The sequence below is a fragment of the Enterobacter cloacae complex sp. CARB60 genome, assembly GCF_036487345.1.
GTDB lineage: Bacteria > Pseudomonadota > Gammaproteobacteria > Enterobacterales > Enterobacteriaceae > Enterobacter > Enterobacter asburiae_D.
In genome coordinates this window covers 1,006,935-1,026,202 of record NZ_JAZKLC010000002.1, presented here as the reverse complement: position 1 = coordinate 1,026,202, position 19,268 = coordinate 1,006,935, and the positions used below count along the sequence as shown (strand labels likewise).

At 49.4% G+C, this 19,268-nt stretch carries 23 protein-coding genes and 1 other RNA gene; 15 read left to right on the top strand and 9 right to left on the bottom strand.

Going from position 1 to position 19,268, the window contains the following annotated elements:
* Positions 1–89: 89 nt before the first annotated feature.
* Both V4835_RS06045 and V4835_RS06040 read right to left on the bottom strand, forming a co-directional pair.
* Entirely contained in the window at positions 90–377 is a 288-nt protein-coding gene (locus V4835_RS06045) for an RnfH family protein (RefSeq protein ID WP_331411526.1), read from the bottom strand.
* Positions 367–804 (bottom strand): type II toxin-antitoxin system RatA family toxin, encoded by a 438-nt coding sequence (locus V4835_RS06040; RefSeq protein ID WP_024908332.1) that lies wholly within the window; start codon positions 802–804, stop codon positions 367–369. The genes V4835_RS06045 and V4835_RS06040 overlap by 11 nt, the downstream gene beginning before the upstream one ends.
* Positions 805–960: 156 nt before the next feature.
* On the opposite strand from V4835_RS06040, the gene smpB reads away from it, so the two are divergent.
* The 3 genes from smpB (at position 961) to V4835_RS06025 (ending at position 3,348) form a co-directional block, all read left to right on the top strand.
* Positions 961–1,443 (top strand): SsrA-binding protein SmpB, encoded by a 483-nt coding sequence (gene smpB, locus V4835_RS06035; protein ID WP_008502505.1) that lies wholly within the window; start codon positions 961–963, stop codon positions 1,441–1,443.
* Between the two features lie 89 nt (positions 1,444–1,532).
* Positions 1,533–1,896: a transfer-messenger RNA gene (ssrA, locus tag V4835_RS06030) on the top strand.
* A gap of 204 nt (positions 1,897–2,100) precedes the next feature.
* The gene (locus V4835_RS06025) at positions 2,101–3,348 is read left to right on the top strand and encodes an integrase domain-containing protein (RefSeq protein ID WP_047348137.1); all 1,248 of its coding nucleotides are present in this window, start codon (positions 2,101–2,103) and stop codon (positions 3,346–3,348) included.
* A 202-nt stretch (positions 3,349–3,550) separates the two neighbouring features.
* Here the strand turns inward: V4835_RS06025 and V4835_RS06020 are convergent, their stop codons facing one another.
* The 7 genes from V4835_RS06020 to V4835_RS05990 form a co-directional block, all read right to left on the bottom strand.
* Positions 3,551–4,030: a hypothetical protein gene (locus V4835_RS06020; protein ID WP_224247006.1), complete on the bottom strand. Its 480-nt coding sequence runs from the start codon at positions 4,028–4,030 to the stop codon at positions 3,551–3,553.
* 54 nt (positions 4,031–4,084) lie between these two features.
* Positions 4,085–5,038 carry a DUF4365 domain-containing protein gene (locus tag V4835_RS06015; protein ID WP_047348135.1) on the bottom strand — a complete coding sequence of 318 codons (954 nt, stop codon included), beginning with the start codon at positions 5,036–5,038 and terminating at the stop codon, positions 4,085–4,087.
* Positions 5,039–5,146: 108 nt separating this feature from the next.
* Positions 5,147–5,878, bottom strand: coding sequence for a hypothetical protein (locus tag V4835_RS06010; RefSeq protein WP_047348134.1), 732 nt, complete (start codon positions 5,876–5,878; stop codon positions 5,147–5,149).
* Positions 5,871–6,083 carry a hypothetical protein gene (locus tag V4835_RS06005; RefSeq protein WP_047348133.1) on the bottom strand — a complete coding sequence of 71 codons (213 nt, stop codon included), beginning with the start codon at positions 6,081–6,083 and terminating at the stop codon, positions 5,871–5,873. The genes V4835_RS06010 and V4835_RS06005 overlap by 8 nt, the downstream gene beginning before the upstream one ends.
* Complete coding sequence (locus V4835_RS06000) at positions 6,083–8,599, bottom strand: S8 family peptidase (RefSeq protein ID WP_047348132.1); 2,517 nt, start codon at positions 8,597–8,599, stop codon at positions 6,083–6,085. The genes V4835_RS06005 and V4835_RS06000 overlap by 1 nt, the downstream gene beginning before the upstream one ends.
* 39 nt (positions 8,600–8,638) lie before the next feature.
* Complete coding sequence (locus tag V4835_RS05995) at positions 8,639–9,814, bottom strand: AAA family ATPase (protein WP_047348131.1); 1,176 nt, start codon at positions 9,812–9,814, stop codon at positions 8,639–8,641.
* Positions 9,815–10,527: 713 nt separating this feature from the next.
* On the bottom strand, positions 10,528–11,271 hold the full coding sequence (locus V4835_RS05990; RefSeq protein ID WP_131701714.1) for a hypothetical protein: 744 nt from the start codon (positions 11,269–11,271) through the stop codon (positions 10,528–10,530).
* Between the two features lie 121 nt (positions 11,272–11,392).
* On the opposite strand from V4835_RS05990, the gene V4835_RS05985 reads away from it, so the two are divergent.
* The 12 genes from V4835_RS05985 to V4835_RS05930 all read left to right on the top strand — a co-directional run bounded on the left by V4835_RS05985 (position 11,393) and on the right by V4835_RS05930 (position 19,245).
* Positions 11,393–11,608 carry a helix-turn-helix transcriptional regulator gene (locus V4835_RS05985; RefSeq protein WP_047348129.1) on the top strand — a complete coding sequence of 72 codons (216 nt, stop codon included), beginning with the start codon at positions 11,393–11,395 and terminating at the stop codon, positions 11,606–11,608.
* A gap of 227 nt (positions 11,609–11,835) precedes the next feature.
* Complete coding sequence (locus V4835_RS05980; RefSeq protein WP_047348128.1) at positions 11,836–13,446, top strand: YfjI family protein; 1,611 nt, start codon at positions 11,836–11,838, stop codon at positions 13,444–13,446.
* A gap of 400 nt (positions 13,447–13,846) precedes the next feature.
* Positions 13,847–14,965, top strand: a complete 1,119-nt coding sequence (locus V4835_RS05975) for a hypothetical protein (protein ID WP_256665123.1) — start codon at positions 13,847–13,849, stop codon at positions 14,963–14,965.
* A gap of 277 nt (positions 14,966–15,242) precedes the next feature.
* Positions 15,243–15,707, top strand: a complete 465-nt coding sequence (locus tag V4835_RS05970; RefSeq protein ID WP_004114621.1) for a hypothetical protein — start codon at positions 15,243–15,245, stop codon at positions 15,705–15,707.
* A 54-nt stretch (positions 15,708–15,761) separates the two neighbouring features.
* Positions 15,762–16,121, top strand: coding sequence for a hypothetical protein (locus tag V4835_RS05965; protein ID WP_004136901.1), 360 nt, complete (start codon positions 15,762–15,764; stop codon positions 16,119–16,121).
* A gap of 84 nt (positions 16,122–16,205) precedes the next feature.
* Entirely contained in the window at positions 16,206–16,418 is a 213-nt protein-coding gene (locus tag V4835_RS05960) for a hypothetical protein (RefSeq protein WP_047058010.1), read from the top strand.
* Positions 16,419–16,524: 106 nt separating this feature from the next.
* Positions 16,525–17,346, top strand: coding sequence for a DUF932 domain-containing protein (locus V4835_RS05955; protein ID WP_047058009.1), 822 nt, complete (start codon positions 16,525–16,527; stop codon positions 17,344–17,346).
* A gap of 79 nt (positions 17,347–17,425) precedes the next feature.
* A complete protein-coding gene (locus tag V4835_RS05950) occupies positions 17,426–17,905 on the top strand; it encodes an antirestriction protein (protein WP_075206252.1) in 480 nt (159 codons plus the stop codon).
* A 10-nt stretch (positions 17,906–17,915) separates the two neighbouring features.
* Positions 17,916–18,056 (top strand): hypothetical protein, encoded by a 141-nt coding sequence (locus V4835_RS05945; protein ID WP_226863590.1) that lies wholly within the window; start codon positions 17,916–17,918, stop codon positions 18,054–18,056.
* Between the two features lie 89 nt (positions 18,057–18,145).
* Positions 18,146–18,628 (top strand): RadC family protein, encoded by a 483-nt coding sequence (gene radC, locus V4835_RS05940; RefSeq protein WP_047058008.1) that lies wholly within the window; start codon positions 18,146–18,148, stop codon positions 18,626–18,628.
* A 13-nt stretch (positions 18,629–18,641) separates the two neighbouring features.
* Positions 18,642–18,863, top strand: a complete 222-nt coding sequence (locus V4835_RS05935; protein WP_047058007.1) for a DUF987 domain-containing protein — start codon at positions 18,642–18,644, stop codon at positions 18,861–18,863.
* Positions 18,864–18,885: 22 nt separating this feature from the next.
* Positions 18,886–19,245 (top strand): type IV toxin-antitoxin system YeeU family antitoxin, encoded by a 360-nt coding sequence (locus V4835_RS05930; RefSeq protein ID WP_047058006.1) that lies wholly within the window; start codon positions 18,886–18,888, stop codon positions 19,243–19,245.
* Positions 19,246–19,268: the final 23 nt, after the last annotated feature.

The following is a 19,268-nucleotide window of genomic DNA, read 5'->3' as shown; positions in this document are numbered from 1 at the left end:
AAAGGTGCTCAATGAGCACCTTTTTTGTATCTGAATTCTTACGCAGAATCGTAGCCCCGGTAAGCGAAGCGCCACCGGGGGAGAAAGCGCTACTTACCCGCTTTCTCCGCACGCTGACGACGCAGCTCTTTCGGATCGGCAATCAGCGGACGATAAATCTCCACCCGGTCGCCCTCTTTCAGCACATCACCCAGCTTCACCGGACGGCTATAAATCCCGACCTTATTCTTCGCCAGGCCGATATCGCTGCGAAGCTCAAGGATGCCGGACGCGCGGATAGCCGCCTCGACGGTCGCGCCCTCTTCCAGCGTGACGCGCTGCAGGTACTGCTTCTCCGGCAGCGCGTACACCACTTCTACAGCTATCTTATGCGACACTGTAAACCTCTTTGGCGCGGGTAGTGAACGCCTGAACCATATTGGACGCCAGCTCTTTAAAGATGCGGCCAAACGCCAGCTCAATCAGCTTATTGGTAAATTCAAAGTCCAGCTGGAACTCGATGCGACAGGCGTCAGCGCTAAGCGGCGTAAACTTCCAGCCCCCCATCAGGGTTTTAAACGGACCATCCACCAGATGCATCAAAATACTCTGATTGCTGGTCAGCGTATTGCGGGTGGTGAACGTCTTGCTGATCCCCGCTTTGGAGACATCCACCGCCGCGGTCATCTGCGTCGGGCCGGACTCCAGAACGCGGCTCCCGGTGCACCCCGGAATAAATTCTGGATAAGACTGAACATCGTTCACTAACTGATACATTTGTTCCGCGCTGTAAGGCACAAGCGCAGTACGGCTAATCTGAGGCATAGCATTTCCCATGGTCACACAACGGACAAATAATAACATTTATCACCTGTTAAAAAAACGCTAAGCCTCATCTCGTGCTAAGATAGCGCGTTAGACCTCACAGGACGCAATGAGGTGACTTTTTGAAATCAGATTACCGACGGCTTTACGACACTTATGACGAAGAAAAAAGCACATAAACCAGGCTCGGCGACCATTGCGCTCAACAAGCGTGCTCGCCACGAGTATTTCATTGAAGAAGAATTCGAAGCTGGCCTTGCGTTGCAGGGCTGGGAAGTAAAATCGCTGCGCGCCGGGAAAGCCAACATCGGCGATAGCTACGTGATCCTGAAAGATGGCGAAGCCTTCCTGTTCGGCGCTAACTTTACGCCGCTGACCGTCGCCTCCTCACACTACGTGTGTGACCCAACGCGCACCCGCAAGCTGCTGCTGAACAAGCGTGAGCTGGAATCCCTCTACGGACGCATCAACCGTGAAGGTTTCACCGTGGTCGCCCTGTCGCTGTACTGGAAAAACGCCTGGTGCAAAGTGAAAGTTGGCGTCGCGAAGGGTAAAAAACAGCACGACAAACGTACTGACTTGAAAGAGCGCGAGTGGCAGTTGGACAAAGCGCGCATCATGAAAAACGCAGGACGTTGATTCTGCGCCCTTATTGTACTATTCAATAAGTTAGCGTTCCGGGCTGGTATCCAGGATGTAAAATCTGGTATACTCAGTTCAACACTATTGGGGCTGATTCTGGATTCGACGGGATTTGCGAAACCCAAGGTGCATGCCGAGGGGCGGTTTGCCTCGTTAAAAGCCGCAAAAAAATAGTCGCAAACGACGAAAACTACGCTTTAGCAGCTTAATAACCTGCTCTGAGCCCTCTCTCCCTAGCTTCCGCTCTTAAGACGGGGATCAAAGAGAGGTCAAACCCAAAAGAGATCGCGTGGAAGCCCTGCCTGGGGTTGAAGCGTTAAAACTAATCAGGCTAGTTCGTTAGTGGCGTGTCTGTCCGCAGCTGGCGTGCGAATGTAAAGACAAACTAAGCATGTAGTACCGAGGATGTAGAAATTTCGGACGCGGGTTCAACTCCCGCCAGCTCCACCAAAATTCTCCATCGGTGATTACCAGAGTCATCCGATGAAGTCCTGAAAGCCCGCACGGCGCAAGCCCTGCGGGCTTTTTTGTGTCCTCAATTTGTCCCGCGAAGTCCGAAGAGAACTAATTAAATCCGAACCTTTTAGGCACCTTGTTAGGCACCTCATAAAGCTTTATTGTTTTTGAGGTGCCTAAAACTATGGAAACCCGGCAATGGCAAGACAAACCAAACCTCTCTCCGTTAAGGAAATCGAATCTGCCAAACCCAATGAAGCGGACTATGTGCTCTATGATGGCGATGGCCTTGAGCTACTGATCAAATCCAGCGGGAGTAAAATCTGGCAATTTCGCTACATTCGCCCCGTCACCAAGAAGCGAGCGAAAAAGAGCATTGGCCCCTACCCGTCAGTTACGCTTGCCGATGCTCGAAGCTATCGGGCAGAATCCCGTTCTCTTCTTGCGAAACAAATCGATCCCCAGGAACATCAGCAAGAACAACTGCGTAGTTCGCTTGAAGCCAAAACTAATACTTTCCAGCTCGTGGCAGAACGTTGGTGGAATGTGAAGAAAGCCAGTGTTACCAAGGACTATGCGAAAGATATCTGGCGCTCTCTTGAAAGAGATATCTTTCCTGCGATTGGCGACGTTAGCGTTACCGATATTAAAGCTCATACACTGGTTCAGGCCGTCCAACCAGTTCAGGCCAGAGGAGCACTGGAAACCGTTCGTCGCCTGTGCCAACGCATTAATGAGGTCATGATCTATGCCCAAAACACAGGGCTGATTGATGCTGTTCCCAGCGTTAATATCGGTAAAGCCTTCGAGAAGCCTCAGAAAAAGAACATGCCCAGCATTCGACCTGATCAGCTACCTCAACTGATGCATACAATGCGAACGGCCAGCATTAGCCTTTCCACACGCTGCCTGTTCATGTGGCAACTTCTTACTATTACCCGCCCTGCCGAAGCGGCTGAAGCTCGCTGGGAAGAGGTAGACCTAGAAGCACGAGAATGGAAGATTCCTGCCGCACGCATGAAAATGAACCGCGACCATACTGTTCCATTGTCAGATGAAGCAATTGCGATACTGGGGATGATGAAGCCGATAAGTGAAAATCGAGAATTTATCTTTCCCAGCCGCATCAAGCCAAACCAACCGATGAATAGTCAGACCGTTAACGCATCGCTAAAACGTGCAGGTTTTGGTGGTGTGCTCGTTTCACACGGTTTGCGTTCTATCGCCAGCACAGCCCTTAATGAACAGGCTTTTCCGCCTGATGTTATTGAAGCGGCATTGGCCCATGTGGATAAGAATGAGGTGCGTCGTGCTTATAACCGCAGTGACTATCTCGAACAACGTCGCCCAATGATGCAGTGGTGGGCGAATTTTGTTCAAGCGGCAGACCGTGGAAGTATTATTGAAGGTGGGTCTAAAGGCATTAAATTACTATCTATGCCCTAACTGCATCGTGTCCAGATATTGGGCGCGATGCAGACTCACAGGCCACTTCATGCCAAGAGCGGAAGTTTCTAACATTGTGGCGCATTATCAGCAAGGAGCAGGTCACTTGCAGCCGGGTCGTATAAAAGCAGAATGGAAAGTGGAACTCAGACCGACTTGATAATTTAGCCCTCAAGGAATAAGCATCCCGAAGGTGCGGGGACTATAGAGATACATCCATGCAGTTATAAGCCTCACTGACACCCGCATGGTTCATAGCACAGGCCTTTAAAATAATCAGCGCGTGGTGCATTAGAAGTTCACTTCGCTCAGGCTCAAACCAGCGACCATTAAACTTCCCGCCGTGGAAAAGGTTGTTTCGTATTCTGCGTATTAACAGCAGGACCAGCTGCGCCTTACTTGTGCTCTGTACGGGGCTTTCATCCCAGGCTAGTTCACCGTTTCTGACAATCTGCTTTTTGGGAGGATGACTCAGAATGTAGTCAATAGCGCCGGCCAGTTCTGTGGTTCCGGGCGAAGCGACGATGTCCTCAACCTCAGCCGCATAGCGATCCCAGTTGGCCTTTGCTGCCCCGTCCCCCTGCGTAAAACCCGTCATTTTGAGGCAGAACTCATATCGTGCAAATTCGATGAAAAACTCATAGCACAGGCTATTAAGTCGGGATCCAGCGGTAATCATCATTCTTCCCTCTAATGTGTCTATTTGCCGTTATCAGCAAAACGAAATGCAGTAGAATTAATCACCGAGATACTTCCGGCGCTCATTCCAAGTAAGCTTTGACAGCATGGGGCAGGGATTCAGCGCAAAATTTACCAGCTCCGGGTCAGCCATCTCCCAGAACCGTTTGTAAGCCACTACAATCTTTTGCACGAGTGCCAGGATATCCTGAAACTGAATGTCCAGCCGGTCCAGAATAGACGTAAAATGATGCTCCATCATTTCATTCCCATCGTAGCTATTCCATTTTTCATTACGGATGACTGCCTCAACCGTGAGTACATTCCAACTGAGACCAAGAAAATAACTCAATTTTTGCATCCGCGAATAAACACCACGCAACTGACGCTCGTACTTATGCTTTCCGAAGTTTTCCAAATCGAATGTGCCATCGCCGTCTACGGGCATATGCTCGTCACGTCCGTAACGCCAGAAAAGCTTCATAAAGTCACGATGGACCTGAATCACTGAAGGCAAATCGTGGTCCATACGTCGCAGGATTTTACCATTCTGGTAGTCATTGAACGCTTTCTCCTTGGTTAATAGGTCGGCTGAAGTGAAGGTGAAGCTGAGTGATTCTGAGTTGCTTAGAATATATCTGTCTGGATCCCGTCGAATTTCGCGCTCAATTGATTTCGAGTAAATCATGCCGGATACGGTATCAACCAGAACAATTAATACAGGTGCTTCATAACTGCGCCAGAGCCTCAGCGTACTCCGTTTAACGGAAACGCTATGGCTGCCCTGATTGCTCATATTTCCGGTGGAGGTGCCTTTAAGCTGAATCCCCACAATCTGCCCCGTAACCTGATTGCCCGGGCTGGTGAACTCAAGCTGAAAATCAATGCCGTAGTCATTTTCAGACAGCTCCCGCAGTATCCATTCAGGTGGAATAAAGAGCCGGAGCATGCTTTTAGCTATACTGTCAGTCACGTGGGAGTGATGCCGCTGCGGGTACGCATTATCGTCCATAATCATCCTTTATGAAGCATGTCAGAGACCTTGAACAGGGTCTGCCGGTGCAGCAAACTGTCTGACAAGATGGCAGATTGCTGCAAACAATTTCTGCGGGCGCAGAGATTAAATAGCGTCTTTAACATTGCCTGACAATTTTGTGGCAAGTGAAGATTCACCCAGCCCAAAAAAAATCCCGGCCGCCACCGCAATGATGGCGTTACCGGGGATCAGCGCCGTTGAAACTTCCCCGAGTTTAATCTCAAAAAATCCTGCCAGAAGGCATAATGTAACAGCCGATGACAGTGTGCAGCAGTAAATCAGCCTCATTAGCAGACTGCGATGCTGGCTGATGTTCTCGTAGATTTCATCAAATACGATGCTTTTGGTTTTGATTGAAACAAACAGCCAGGAACCTATACAGGTCCCGATGAGCACGGCGGGTACGTTTTTCAGTTCAGCATTATAAAAATACTGTGCTGCGCCCAGAATAATCATTAGTAGCAGGGCATAGAGACCGTATACCCCCATTATCCGGTTTCTGACCAAGGTCCATGACGAACTCAGGATAGTCTTTTTCAGCTCACTGAGCGCTTGGCTTGCCGGAACAAAGTCAGCCTCCCGGCCTGAGAAACAGACCTTCGCAGCCTGAAATACCTGCTCGTAGACTTCTAGCCGCTTTTCTTTATCCTTTTCAAACAGTGCATTAACGGTCTGAACAACACGATCCACATCAAGGCGAAACGCCAGATATTCCTCAGGCACCTTCCCGTTGCCAACAGGGGAAAAGCCAATTCCCTTAGGATCGGAATCATTGGGATATCGCGAAACCACAAAATAACATTTTGGCTCACTCATCACACAGCACCTGCTTCTTGCAGATCGTGCATTCATCGGTTTCCTTGCGGGCAAGAAGAATCGAGGGCTCCATAGAGAAAACTGGCCGCGATTTCATGATTTCAATCTGAGCAAGGATTGTTGTCACATTTTCCCGATGCTGCGGCGCTGATTCCAACAGGCCATTGAAGTAGGAGGTCAGAACCTCTAGATTTCTGTTTAACATTATTGGCCTGCCCTAATATTGAGATGCTGTGTCACGGTAATATCCTCAAACTCAATGCCATAAGCGCTGAGCTCCTGTCTGACCTCGTTGAAAAGGTCATTCGTTCTGTTCTGTGTATCTTCGATTGTGAGTAGTGCGGTAAAACCAACTTCCTCGTCTGGAAACTCTCCTGGCGTTCTCTCGATTGAACTGATTTTCAGTCGCCACTGGTCAGAAGCACCTACGCCAGCCTTAGTTTTGGTTTCAAACGCATATTTTTTGACGGGCCACCACTTCAGGCCGAAGTCAATTTGGCTTTTCTCATAGTTAACGTCTTTACCGAGGCGAACGTCCCAGACTGACTGGCAGTTTTTCCGGTACGCCCATTCATCAGTCTGAGAGTCCCGCTTAAACTGCTGAAGCACAGCGTCAACGTTGACACGGCAATATTCTGCGCCATAGTTCTGATTAATGACGGGATCGTAGGCAATGGTCAGCGTGGCTTTACCGTGGCACTTTCCGCCTTCCGTGGTCAGACTACGGGGCCAGTTGAAATCAAACTCCAGTACTTCGCTGCGCTTAAGGCTTCCGCTCAGCACCAGCGTAATACTGCTGTCGTCACTGTGAAGCATATCGCGGGAGGTCAGTGGCATGCCGAATCCGGCGAATCGCCTTGCTGAAGAGATATCCACGCTCTTATCTCTGAGTGGCGGCGTCAGGTCTGAGTGATGAACCAGCATAGCGGCAAGAGAATTGCGTGACAGTTTGCCTGCTGTCCTTTGGTCCAGACTGGCAAGAATTTTGGATACCAAGGGCGCAGAGAAACTGGTTCCCGCCTCTTCCACGAGTTCTCCGCTGCCGTCAATGGAAACCAGTCCGGTTCGCCCCGTCTTCAGGGAGTACCCGCCATAGTGGATCACATCCGGTTTTACGCCCATGGCCACTCCGGGTCCGCGACGGGTATAGACCGTAGGTGCACCGTGAACGCTGATGTCACATCCAGGCGGATTTACCGCTCCCACGGTAATGGCGCTGACGGCCTCCGCAGGCTGAGAAAGCCTGTCAACGTCAGAAAAATGCAGCGCAGCCGGTCTTGAAGCCCAGGGGGCCCGGAAATCTATAGGACGCAGGTTTCCGGAAGAAATGACAAAGAGCACATCGTATTTTTTGGAAATGCGGTCGATTTGCGTGGCGGCAAAGCTGTAGGAATCATCGCGGACAAACTCGCGGAAGTTGAGGCTGAAGTTAAAGATGCGAAACCCCTTCGCCACCGCATCACCAACCTCAATATCCAGCCAGTCGAAAAAGTCACCCGGGTCGGAAAAATAGCTGGTGAACGTATTGGATTTACTGTTGTGAACGGGGATCCAGATATCATAGAGCAGACAACCGTCATCATCGACCTGAGGAAGCTCCGGATTCAGCATGCCCCCACAGACCAGCAGGCTGGCCACCTGTGAGCCATGGTTGGGATCGCAGTCTTCAGCTTCAAAGCCATCGGATACTTCCACACACCACTGGGCCAGTTCGGCATGATGGATACCACTATCAATGACGCCCACACGGGGATAATCTTCTCCCTCCGTTCGGACGGGCAGCGAGAAGTCCATCTCCACCGGAGAGTGTGACGGGTTCGCCCGGGAAATTTTTGGCGGCAGGGAAATACGCTTCACCACCGGGCTTGCGCTAAGAACAGAAAGCAGGAGCCTGTGCCTTTTCGAGGAATAATCAACGTCAGAAGGTAAAAAATTCAGCTCCAGCCTCTTGTCAAAATCCACCTTAAAATCGTGTCCTGAATCCGGTCTGAGAAGCTGGATCATGATGGCTTCAGATGATGACGGATAACGGCTCATTTTTGTCGCATACACGCCGGCCCCCAGCATCTTGAGCTGCTCCCTCAGAGACCGCTTCATCGAACTTATGGCATCGCTGGTCACGGTAAACAGCTTGGCGTCAACGGGTCTGAAATCAACCAGTTCAACCTGATAGCCGGCAAATCCCTCATCCTTATCGGCATGCCAGGCAGCGCTATCCTCCGCAGAAAAGGCAATTTTCTCTTCACTGCCATAAAAACTGATACGGTCAATTGCCCCCGTCTCGCTTTTTGCTTCGCTGGGCTTATTGACATTTTTGCGCAGTTTTTCGTCGTATACCTTTTTGGTATATTCTTCAGCGCTATCAATTTTGTTGTAAAGATGAACCAGATTTTTATCCGTCACCTGTATGAGCAGCTCCCCTATTCCCAGGGCGCCCACCACAGGCGCTTTACTTCCGGGAAAGAGAGAGTCAACGGGACGGTGAGATTTCGCCAGCGCCTGAGGATTAAGCTCAACTTTCACAAGGCCAAGATCGTGACCTGACCGGTTGAGCTGGCTTCTGACATTTCCTACTTCATCAAGGAGGTTTCTTTTGTGCTTTTTGAAGGCATCATCACGATCAGCGTAAAAATCAGTATTGTTACCCATCGCTCTGCGTTGTGGCGTATTTTTATACTGCTCTGAATTTAAAATAACCTGAACCGGATTATTTCTTTTCATATGTTACCCAATCCTTAGCAATCAACCTCCCGACGACAGTCAGGACTCTTTTATATTTCTGGAAACTTTTGACTGAGTAACGTCAAAAACCAGCGCAATCTCTTTTTGCGTGAACTCATGCTTTTTATGCAACAAGCTCATTATTGCTGCGTCCTGATTATTTGATAACAACTGCATGAATTCGTTAACTTCACTGCCTGCATGAATGACTGCAAATGACCGAACAGCCTCAATAAAAGTCTGATCGGCGTTACCAATAGCGGACATTCTCTTGAAGTGATTTAACATTAACTGAATATCTGAACCGTTAAATCCATCTGTCAGTACGGTCAAAAATTTTATCTCTTCCGCCGTAAAGTTCAAGGGATTAATATATTTTTCAATAATCTTCAACCTTGCTACGTAATTTGGCTTAGGTACCAGTATACGCATCTCAAATCTTCGCCAGACTGCAGGATCCAGTAATACTTCATGATTGGTAATTGCCAGCGTCATACCACTCTTCGATCTGGCATCAATACACTGCAGTAATGTGTTGACGATACGCTTGATTTCACCGACCTCATGTTTGTCATTGCGGGCTTTAGCCACAGCATCAAACTCGTCCAGCAGCAGCAGGCAGTCATACTGAGCAGCAAAATCAAACAGATTATTGATATTTCTTGCACTGGTACCCAGTAAAGACGAAACAAGCCCATCCAGCTTGGCCAGCACGATCGGTAATCCGAGCATCCTGGCGATATAAAAGGAAAGCATGGTTTTACCCGTCCCCGGCAGTCCGAAAAGCAGGCAGCTCAGCGATGGCATCACACCAAACCGAGCCAGTTTATCCAGATTATTCCATTGCTCAATCAGCTGACTGACCGCGGATGCCAGCTCGTCGGGCATGACCGGAAGCTCGGCATTGGCAAGCTCTTCCGGAAAAATGATCTGCGCAAGGGGAGAACCACTTTCTTTATCCACAGGCACTTTAACGTTTTCCCTGAGCTCCTGCTTTCTGAGAAATGAGACACGGGAGAGCTCAACCCTGGCTGGCTCCAGGGTATTGAGCGTACTGGCTTTGTTAATCAGTCCCCTGAGCAGCTTTGCTTCTGCAACCTGCTGATCGTTTCTGAGGGCATCATAAAGGCGCTCCATCTGCTGCAAAGCACCTGCGGAGGCCCCATCCTTGATAATCTGCCGACATAAAGCCGCTACGATTTTAAAGTTCTCCACATGACACCTGTATACTTATCCAGTTAAATGATTTTTAGATTATAGAGAGCCCTTCTGCCGCATGCAACTACCACAGATAAAATTCGCATAAAAACCATGAAATGTGAATTAAAATCAGAAAAAATTGCATCGAAATAGACATAATCGAATTTTTAACTGGAAAATTTGAATACTTTATAAATCCATCAGAATTTGTTCGCATTTCCCGTAAAGAAATGAAGAGCATTCCTCACCCAGTCAGACTATGAAGACTTTTACTGTGCGATCAAGATGAATACGCAGTGTCAGATAAAGAGGGAAAGCAAGAACTGAGACAGAAAATCTCAACGGATTCCCGATAATAAGCCTGCATATCAAGGTCCTAGATTGCTCTGAAGTGCAGACGGTTTTGCGCTCGGTCTGCAATCAGCAACAATAACAAAGGTGACCCCCCTCTGGCCTTATCCCTGCCCTTAGTTATCTGACGAACTTTTTCCCAGTGATACCGGCAAAACAACAATCCATAGCCAGCAAAGTTAATCAGGCTGACAAGGCATATCTTAAGACTGATATGTTCCCCCCATTTGGTGGCCGTTAACTGGCTGTTGTTCCGGCAGGGAACCTTTGGTAAGGCAGCAGATTCCCATACGCTGTTGAGGGTTTTACAGGCTTTAACAATCAATCATACACTCCAGCGTCGTCTCCTCAGAACATTGAACCGTCTCCCGATGCAATCAAGTTCCGGGCCTTTTTAAAAGTTCCTTAACTTGTTTGCCAAATTCTGGTGACGTTTTATCCCGACACCAGTCACCAATCAGACGTTCCAGATCAATCGGTTCAGGCTTTATTTTCTGCCCGACGATGAATAAACGTAACTCAGACTCAACACTCTCAACTGCCTGGGCCCGGCTTTTCCAGCCTTCGGCGGGCATATGCTCCTCAATCAGGGACAGAAATTCTTTTTTTACTGGTTCAAACAACTCCCTTTTAGACTTTGCCCCTTTTTTTCCAGCCTCGCTCCGCACTTCACTGAGTGACCGATGCTCCTCTTGCTTATCGAGTTGATGATGGGCTCCCTGCCATGCCCCCAGGCAGTGAGTTGCTCGCAGCATGGCGCGAATACCTTCTCCCAGACCACCTCTCTTCCAGACATATTGCCCCCACCAGAAAAGGATTCCGGCAGCATCCAGGTAACAATCTATATCCTTTCCGAAAACACCGACCTTAAGGTGAGACTGCTCGTAACAATCATTCACCTTCCCATTAACAATTCTGGTTTTAGATTCTCGACTCCACCCCCTCATATCACTCAAGGCATCCCGAAACCATTGTTTTACTCGTCTTTTTTCCTCTTCGCTGGTAAGTCTTTTTTCCTGATGAAGCAGGGAATACATGCTCTGCACCTGATCTTTAACTATTGAGAAAAAAACATCCGTGCATTCAGCATCACATGAACACAATTCGTTGTTATCAGACAAAATATCTCCTTAAAAAGTACGTTGAGCAAAATCATTTAGTATTTTTGGTCTGCGTCTACCCGATCATTTTTACTCCCTGTACCGTGACACTATCAATCCATGCAGCGCTAAAGGGAATCAAATGAGTACGACCATACAAAGCATCAGGATACTGCGCATACGCGCCGTTGTTAACAAAACGGGCATCGCCCGCTCAACCATCTATGACTGGATCAACCCGAAGTCGCCGCGCCACGACCCGACCTTTCCGAAACAGCGCAGGCTGGGTATGCAGTCCGTCGGCTGGCTTGAGTCAGAGCTGGATGCATGGCTGCTGGAACGCCAGCAGGCATCATAAGCGATGAGATAGTATTGGTAAAAATTAAAGGAGGATACGCAGGTTATATAACAACGTCTCTGATTTAAATATGTGCTCGCTGCGACATATTTTTGCCAGTTGCAAGGAAACTGAATGCGATTATTTATTGGGTAAGATTATTACTTTAAATAAATTTTGACGCTTGGCTATTTTATTATATTCACAACTAACCCGTTACTGAAAACAGTAACCAAGGAGAATATTACATGCAGAATATACTGCCACACACTGTCATTCCGAAAATGCCGGAGCCTTATATTCCCGTACAAAACAGAACCCCGGAGGGTTACCCTGTCTGCGCGTTCCCGCCGGTGATGCGGGATGTCATTGATGCTCTTTATAACGAGACGGGTATCCCGGCGGAACTGATAGCGGGGGCCGTACTGGCAGCCTCTTCCCTCGCCTGTCAGGCTCATATTGAGGTGGTACCACCACACTCATCGGATCCGATGCACTGTGCACTGTATTTACTGACGCTGGCGGTCTCCGGTGAAGGTAAGACCAGTATCAGCAAAAAAGTGATGAAGCCTTTTTACCGGTTCGCTGAGCAAATGAAGCAGCAGCACGACGGTCTGATGAAGGCACACCTGCGTGCTGACAATATCTGGAAAATACACCAGAAAGCATTGACCAGTAATCTGTACACTGCCATCAAAAGCGGTTCTGAGGGGACGGAGGAAGAACGGCTGTTAGATGAACATGCAGAAACCCGGCAGCAGCCTCCGACCCGCCTGGCGATGCTTTATGACGACACCACCGCAAAGGCGCTCTTGGAAGGTTTGAGCCGGTATTCTGAAGCCGGGGTGCTCTCAGATGAGGCAATTACCTTTTTTAAAGGGTATCTGAAAAACAACCTCGGTTTACTGAATAAAGCCTGGGACGGGGAGACCTATGAATACCACCGCCCGGGCGGTGAGGAGTACGATATCAACGCCTGCCTGACCCTGGCATTAATGGTTCAGCCCCCGGTCTTTGAAAATTACCGCCGTAACCACGGTGAACTCAGCAAGGGAAGTGGTTTTCTGTCGCGGTTTCTTTATATCAATACCATCAGCACGCTGGGACGTCGCCGCACAAATACAGACCACGCTCATTCTGATGAAGCATTAAATGTGTTCCACAGTAAAATTAACCAGTTACTTGATAAGCAAAAGGCGCGTTTTTATAGTCACGATACGCAGAAACAAACGCTCAGGTTATCTGATGATGCGACCACTTACTGGGCAGATAAACAGTCAGAGCTCAGCCGTAAAACAGCCCCCGGACAGCAGATGGAGCATATCAGTGAAATTGCAGCCAAAGCGGGGGCGAATGCCCTCAGGGTTGCGGCCATTCTGACATATATGTATTCACCTGAGAGTTTATGTATTTCGCGGGGGGTCATCCAGGCCGCCTTCAAAATTGTGGAATGGCATCTTGAAGAAGCGGAAAGGCTGTTTTTCCCTTCTTCTGAACGGAATGCATTTATGGAGGACGTTTACGAGATGTTCAGGTGGCTTAAGGAGAAATTTCTCGATAATGAGGGATATCCACTCAGGAAAAATGAGGTAAACCGGAACGGCCCGAACCGGCTGCGTGACGCCAGTAAATCACAATCTGTTCTTGAGCAGTTAATCGCACTGGGTCTGATTTGTTTTATTCGTCCCGGCCGTCATTCTGCGGTGTATATTGCCATGCCTTCCCTGGAATGTCGCCACTCATGGTGTATTCCACCGGCATTCCTGGAGAACGGACATAATCCGATTATTGCATCGCCAGAGAATGTCACTGGCAGGTATGGTTTTGAATACTTCGACTTTAACAGGCTGGAATATTAATCGGGACATCTCACTACAGAGGCCCGGATGGCCAGAGCGTACACTGGTTAAACGTCTTCGAAAACAACCACAGAGGCAAAAACCCCGCGCCAGTCGCTACTGGTCGCGATCTGCGCGGGGTTTTCTCAGAATACAGTAGTAAAAAAAGATAATGACGGCAGGTGTAAAGCTCTGTGGATATGAATCATTAACAGCCATCAAAACCTGTAATTTAATAAAATAGTTCTGCTGGTGTATTTCTTACTCATTTGAGACAAATACATTAATATTTAATTTATGTTAACCAATAAATATATTTAATGATACGTAAAATATCATCACCGTTATTGTCAATAAAAACAAAGATATTATTATATTAAATAAGAGTTTGATTATGGCCGTATGTAAAAGAAATAACTGCATGGCACAGATCGGCCATTCACCCGCTGAACGGATATTACGGCTATGCCCGGCACATTATCAGGGCAGACAGTTAAATGCAGCCAGACGAACGGAAAGAGCAGCATTAATATGCCAGTATCCCGCCTGTGGTATCAGTATATCTGAAACCCGCAATCAGTTTTATTGTTGTAAGGAACATCGGGATAAAGCCCGGAGGTTAATCGATGACGATGCTATTATAAGACTGGTTAAGCACTCTTACTGGCTCAATGTGGAAGCTATGCTAAAAAATAATTCCCTTGGACTGGGGAGTATCACCGGTCCGACGGATATTGCAGACCTCATTCGGTTATATCAGCGCAAAGCTGACCACCAGAAAACGTATAATACGCTGAACGGGCACAGAGTTGCTGATACGCCAAAAAGGTTAATCCCCTGGCTGGATCTTGAGCTATGCCACATTTACCCTAACTCTAAGGGCGGTGCAAATATCGCCAGAAACATTATCATCGCACCTGCTGCTATAAACCGGATGATGAAGGATTTTATCCCCTGCTGTCAGTCAGGAGTGCTGAGTGGCATAAAAGCAATGGAAACACCTCAACCGGTTAAATCGACCTTACTGAAAGCGTTAACGGATAAATACGGTTCAGATGCTGTACAGGAAGCATTGTACGGAGTTAAGCATCTTGCCTTTGCTGATTTAAGTCTGTCACGCAGGCTATTTGACACTGATATTTACGCATTTCCTCCACTAACCCGTCTGTTAAAAGAGGAAGCCTTACGCCTGAATTTGATGTCACTATGGGAAACGCTGGTTTGTACCGAAGTCAGCATCTGGCTTAATGCCGGGCCTGCGAATGAATTATTTGCCGTTGCCGCGTTTCATGCGTTGCTGAACGGCGACGGCGACCGCCTGCTGGAGCAATGTTATCGTTTAGTCGATGAAATCAGGGTGAAGCACAAGCGGGGGTCTCAACAAATCTACGACGAATTTCAGCATATACTCAGCCAGTACATGGCAAAATATTTTCACATTGACACTAGCGACCACAGAGCCTGTAATCTCTTCTATAACCGCTTTTTTAGTGTTCCTCCTGTCACAGAGGACGGTGTCTGCGCCATACCGCCTCAGTGATGCATTTCCTCAGCCTGTGTTCAATAAAATCTCAGATATATATCACCCTTCTGAAGTGAAACCGGACCATCGATAAACTCGGGCGAGGTTTACGGTAAATATATTTACTGAACCACGATCAATTTTGTCGATCGGTTCGATCGAATTTCATCGTTATCCCCTTCTTTTTTGCAGCTATAAAATCCCAACGGGATGCTTATGACTGTCTGTCTTCTACTAAAAATCATGCAGATACCCTTTCCGGGTAGCGTTTTACGAAAACCAGAGGTGCACAAAAATGAACAGAAAAATGATTCACCCTTTACTACTGACCTGTGCGCTGGTACCGGCAGTGGCAATGGCCTTCGGTAATCAAACCACCTGGACCCGGGGCTGGGGCCAGGGAGTATCAGAGTTTGTTATCAATGGGGAAAGTCAATCGCAACTGTCTCTGACCTGTGAGGATTACGGCTCGCAACCGGCCACGGTCATATTCACTGACGCCAGCGGGCATCAGGTCAGTATGGATGAAGATAAAAGCCTTCAGGTCAGTATCGACGGTGGAGCCCCCATCGACATCAGCGAATCTGGCAGTCGAGTGGGCGGTAATAACCTGGCGCTGGCCTGGGCTCAGCTACGTAATGGCAAACAGGTCTCAGTAACCGGAGACGGTGTTAAGGATGCCACATTCACGCTGGCTGGGGCAGCAAAGGTATTGCCAGTATTCGGGACCCACGGCTGCGTGGGTAAAGATGCACTCTAGCCTGCATCTGAATTTAATACCTGTTGATTACGTTATTTTTAAAAGGAACAGTTTATGAAATTTAAACACATGCTGGTGCCCGCACTGTTTGCACTATCAGCCCTGGCGCTGGCAGAGCCAACGCCATCCATCAAAGTGGAGACCAGTAATCAGGTTCACCCTGCCGGAACACGCTACGTCACGGTCGTGGTCACTGCACTGGATAACACCGTGAAAGTCGAAAATATTGACGTGAACCGGGGAAACTGTCGCATTGCCAACCAGAAATATCTGTACTCCAGTAATAAAGAAACTATTTTGCCTGCCACCCTGCGTTACGGGCAGTCCGTCAGCGTGAGTTTTTATAATAACTGCGTGGCTTCAGAAGTCGTCGTCACTACTGATAAGGGGGGATGGCGTTACACTTACCACTGAGTCCCCGCCCCTGATTAACGTTTCCCAACCTAAAAAATGCCACATGACCAACGGGCTGCCGCTGCGCAGTCCAGAGTAAATCCTATGACCTTTCTGAAAATGCTGGTGACCGCCCTGAGCCAGGCGCTGACCTGGTGCGGCGGACATCATGCCCGGCAGTATATTGAAATCCGCTTTCGTCAGGCCGGTTACGATGACGACTGCATTGATACAGCCCGGGAAGCGGTCACGTTGCTGGTCACTGCACTTATCTCCGCCCTGATGGCGCAGATACTGAAGATTCTGGATACGCTGTAATCCCGCCCTATCCGTTCATTGAGAACAACACATCCAGCCCCTGCCTCCTCACGGAGCAGGGGCTTTTGCTTTTATGCCTTCAGATTAACCAGATGAGGAATCAACTATGCGATTAGCCAGCCGTTTTGGTCGGGTGAACCAGATTCGCCGTGACCGTCCCTTAACCCACGAAGAACTGATGCAGCATGTCCCCAGCATCTTCGGGGAAGACAAGCACGACTCCAGAAGCGAAAAGTACACCTACATACCCACGATCACCCTGCTGGAGAACCTTAAACGCGAAGGGTTCCGGCCATTCTTTGCCTGTCAGTCACGAGTGCGCGACCAGAGCCGACGGGAACATACAAAGCATATGCTGCGCCTGCGTCGTGCCGGTCAGATAAACGGTCAGCAGGTGCCGGAAATCATCATTCTGAATTCGCACGATGGCGCGTCGAGTTTTCAGTTACTGCCGGGGATATTCCGAAGTGTCTGCACTAATTCGCTCGTCTGCGGACAGTCGTTTGGCGAGATCCGCGTGCCACACAGGGGGGATGTCGTCGGGAAGGTGATTGAGGGTGCCTATGAGGTGCTCAGCGTCTTTGACCGGGTGGAAGAGAAACGTGACGCTATGCAGTCCCTGCAACTCCCGTCACCAGCACAGCATGCACTTGCTAAAGCGGCGCTGGCCTACCGTTTTGGGGAAGAGTACCAGCCAGTGACTGAATCGCAAATCCTTGCACCTCGCCGCTGGCAGGACGAGAGCGATGACCTGTGGACTACCTACCAGCGCATTCAGGAAAACCTGCTGAAAGGCGGGCTAAGTGGCCGTACCGCGCAGGGTAAACGTACCCATACCCGCGCAGTAAACGGGATTGATGGCGACGTTAAGTTAAACCGTGCGCTCTGGGTGATGGCCGAAAACATGATGGGCCTGTTGGGCGGGTAATAACCCGCGCCCCGCCACCGAAATCAATCCCCGGCCCGAGTCTTCCATTCAACATCTCCATGCATAAGGAAAAATTAACATGACCGACATGATTAATATTAACGATAAAAATCAGCTACCTCTGCAGGCTGACGATAACGGTTCTGCACATGCTCTGACAGCCGCGCCCGTACCAGACGAACAGCGTGTGGAGTTCTGGCCGCAGCACTTTGGCAACATCCCGCAGTGGATAACCCTTGAACCGCAGGTCTTTGCTTGGATGGATCGGTTCTGCGCTGACTACAGCGGCGGTGTCTGGAATTTTTATACTCTCAGCAACGGCGGGGCCTTCATGGTTCCGGAAACGGACAACGATGTCTTCTGGTCGCTGTTCAACGCCATGAACGGCAACGCCTCAGACATGAGCGCCGAAGCTGCAGGGATTGCAGTCTGTCTTATCGCTTACAGTCATCACGCTTGCCGCACGGAATGCGACTCCATGACGGAACATTACTGGCGTCTGCGTGACTATGCGCTGAACCACGCAGAATGCAGCGCCATCATGCGCATTATCGACTGAGCATCCCGCCATGCCGTATGAACTGTCTCACCTTAATGCCCTGTGGGATACGCTGAGGAATACAACGGTCAGGGATGAGGACGGTGACCTTGTGACCGACGAACCCTTCCTGCATTTCCTGACGGGTACCCCTCTCTTCCATATCTGGTGATGGTTTGAATCCCTGCACGACGAGTTCGTCGTTGCCGAAAAACTGTACAACACATCTCCTCCCAACGCGTCAAAAGACAGGAAAAGCAAATGAATATCACCACGTGTCCCCCTGACAGCGGGGGAATATCTCCCACCGCGCAGCGCACCATCAGACGCGCTCTGACCCTGCTGGAACGCCAGTTACGCGAGCCCGGCGAGGCATTTACCTCCAGCCATGCAGTTCGCGACTGGCTTCGCCTGCAGCTCGCCACACTGGAGCGTGAAGTATTCATGGTGCTCTTCCTCGATAACCAGCATCGTCTTATTGCCCATGAAACGCTCTTCACCGGCACCATCAACCATACGCAGGTACATCCCCGTGAAGTGATAAAGGCAGCACTGAAATACAACGCGGCTGCCATCGTGCTTTCACACAATCATCCGTCAGGTTATGCCGAACCCAGCCATGCCGACAGATTGCTTACTGACCATCTGAAGCAGGCACTTAAACTCGTGGATATCTGTCTGCTGGACCACCTGGTAGTGGGAGGCATGGACATCGTCTCGTTTGCCGAGCGTGGCTGGCTTTAGGGAGAGAATAACGATGAAAATCATCAGCAAACGTCAGGCAATGGCGATATACCGCCAGCATTCTGAGTCCCGGCTGTTTCGCTTCTGTATCGGGAAATATAAGTGGTCCGGCAGTATCTGCCATTACTACGGCAGGGAAGTGCAGGATATCCGGGGTGTACTGGCCGTGTTTGCTGAACGTCGACAGGACCGCAACGGTCCGTATGTGATCCTGCGCAGCGTCACCCTGAATTAACTCACCGTTAAGGAGTACTTACATGCAGAAAGCAACCCGTGTAATCAACCATAACATCGCGGAACCCTGGTGGGGCCTCAGACGCAACGTCACGCCATGTTTTGGTGCCCGGCTGGTACAGGAGGGTAACCGCCTGCATTACCTTGCTGACCGCGCCAGCACCACCGGGACATTTAATGACTCAGATTTACGCCATCTGGACCAGGCATTTCCGTTACTGATGAAGCAGATGGAGCTCATGCTGACCAGCAGCGAACTCATGCCCCGCATTCAGCGCTGCATCACGCTCCATGCAAAAGGGCTGATATGTAAGGCCGATACGCTCGGTTCCTGTGGCTATTTGTATATCGTAATTTATCCGGCGTCTGCAACAACCGCATAAACCCCGGACGCTTTTCCTTCGTC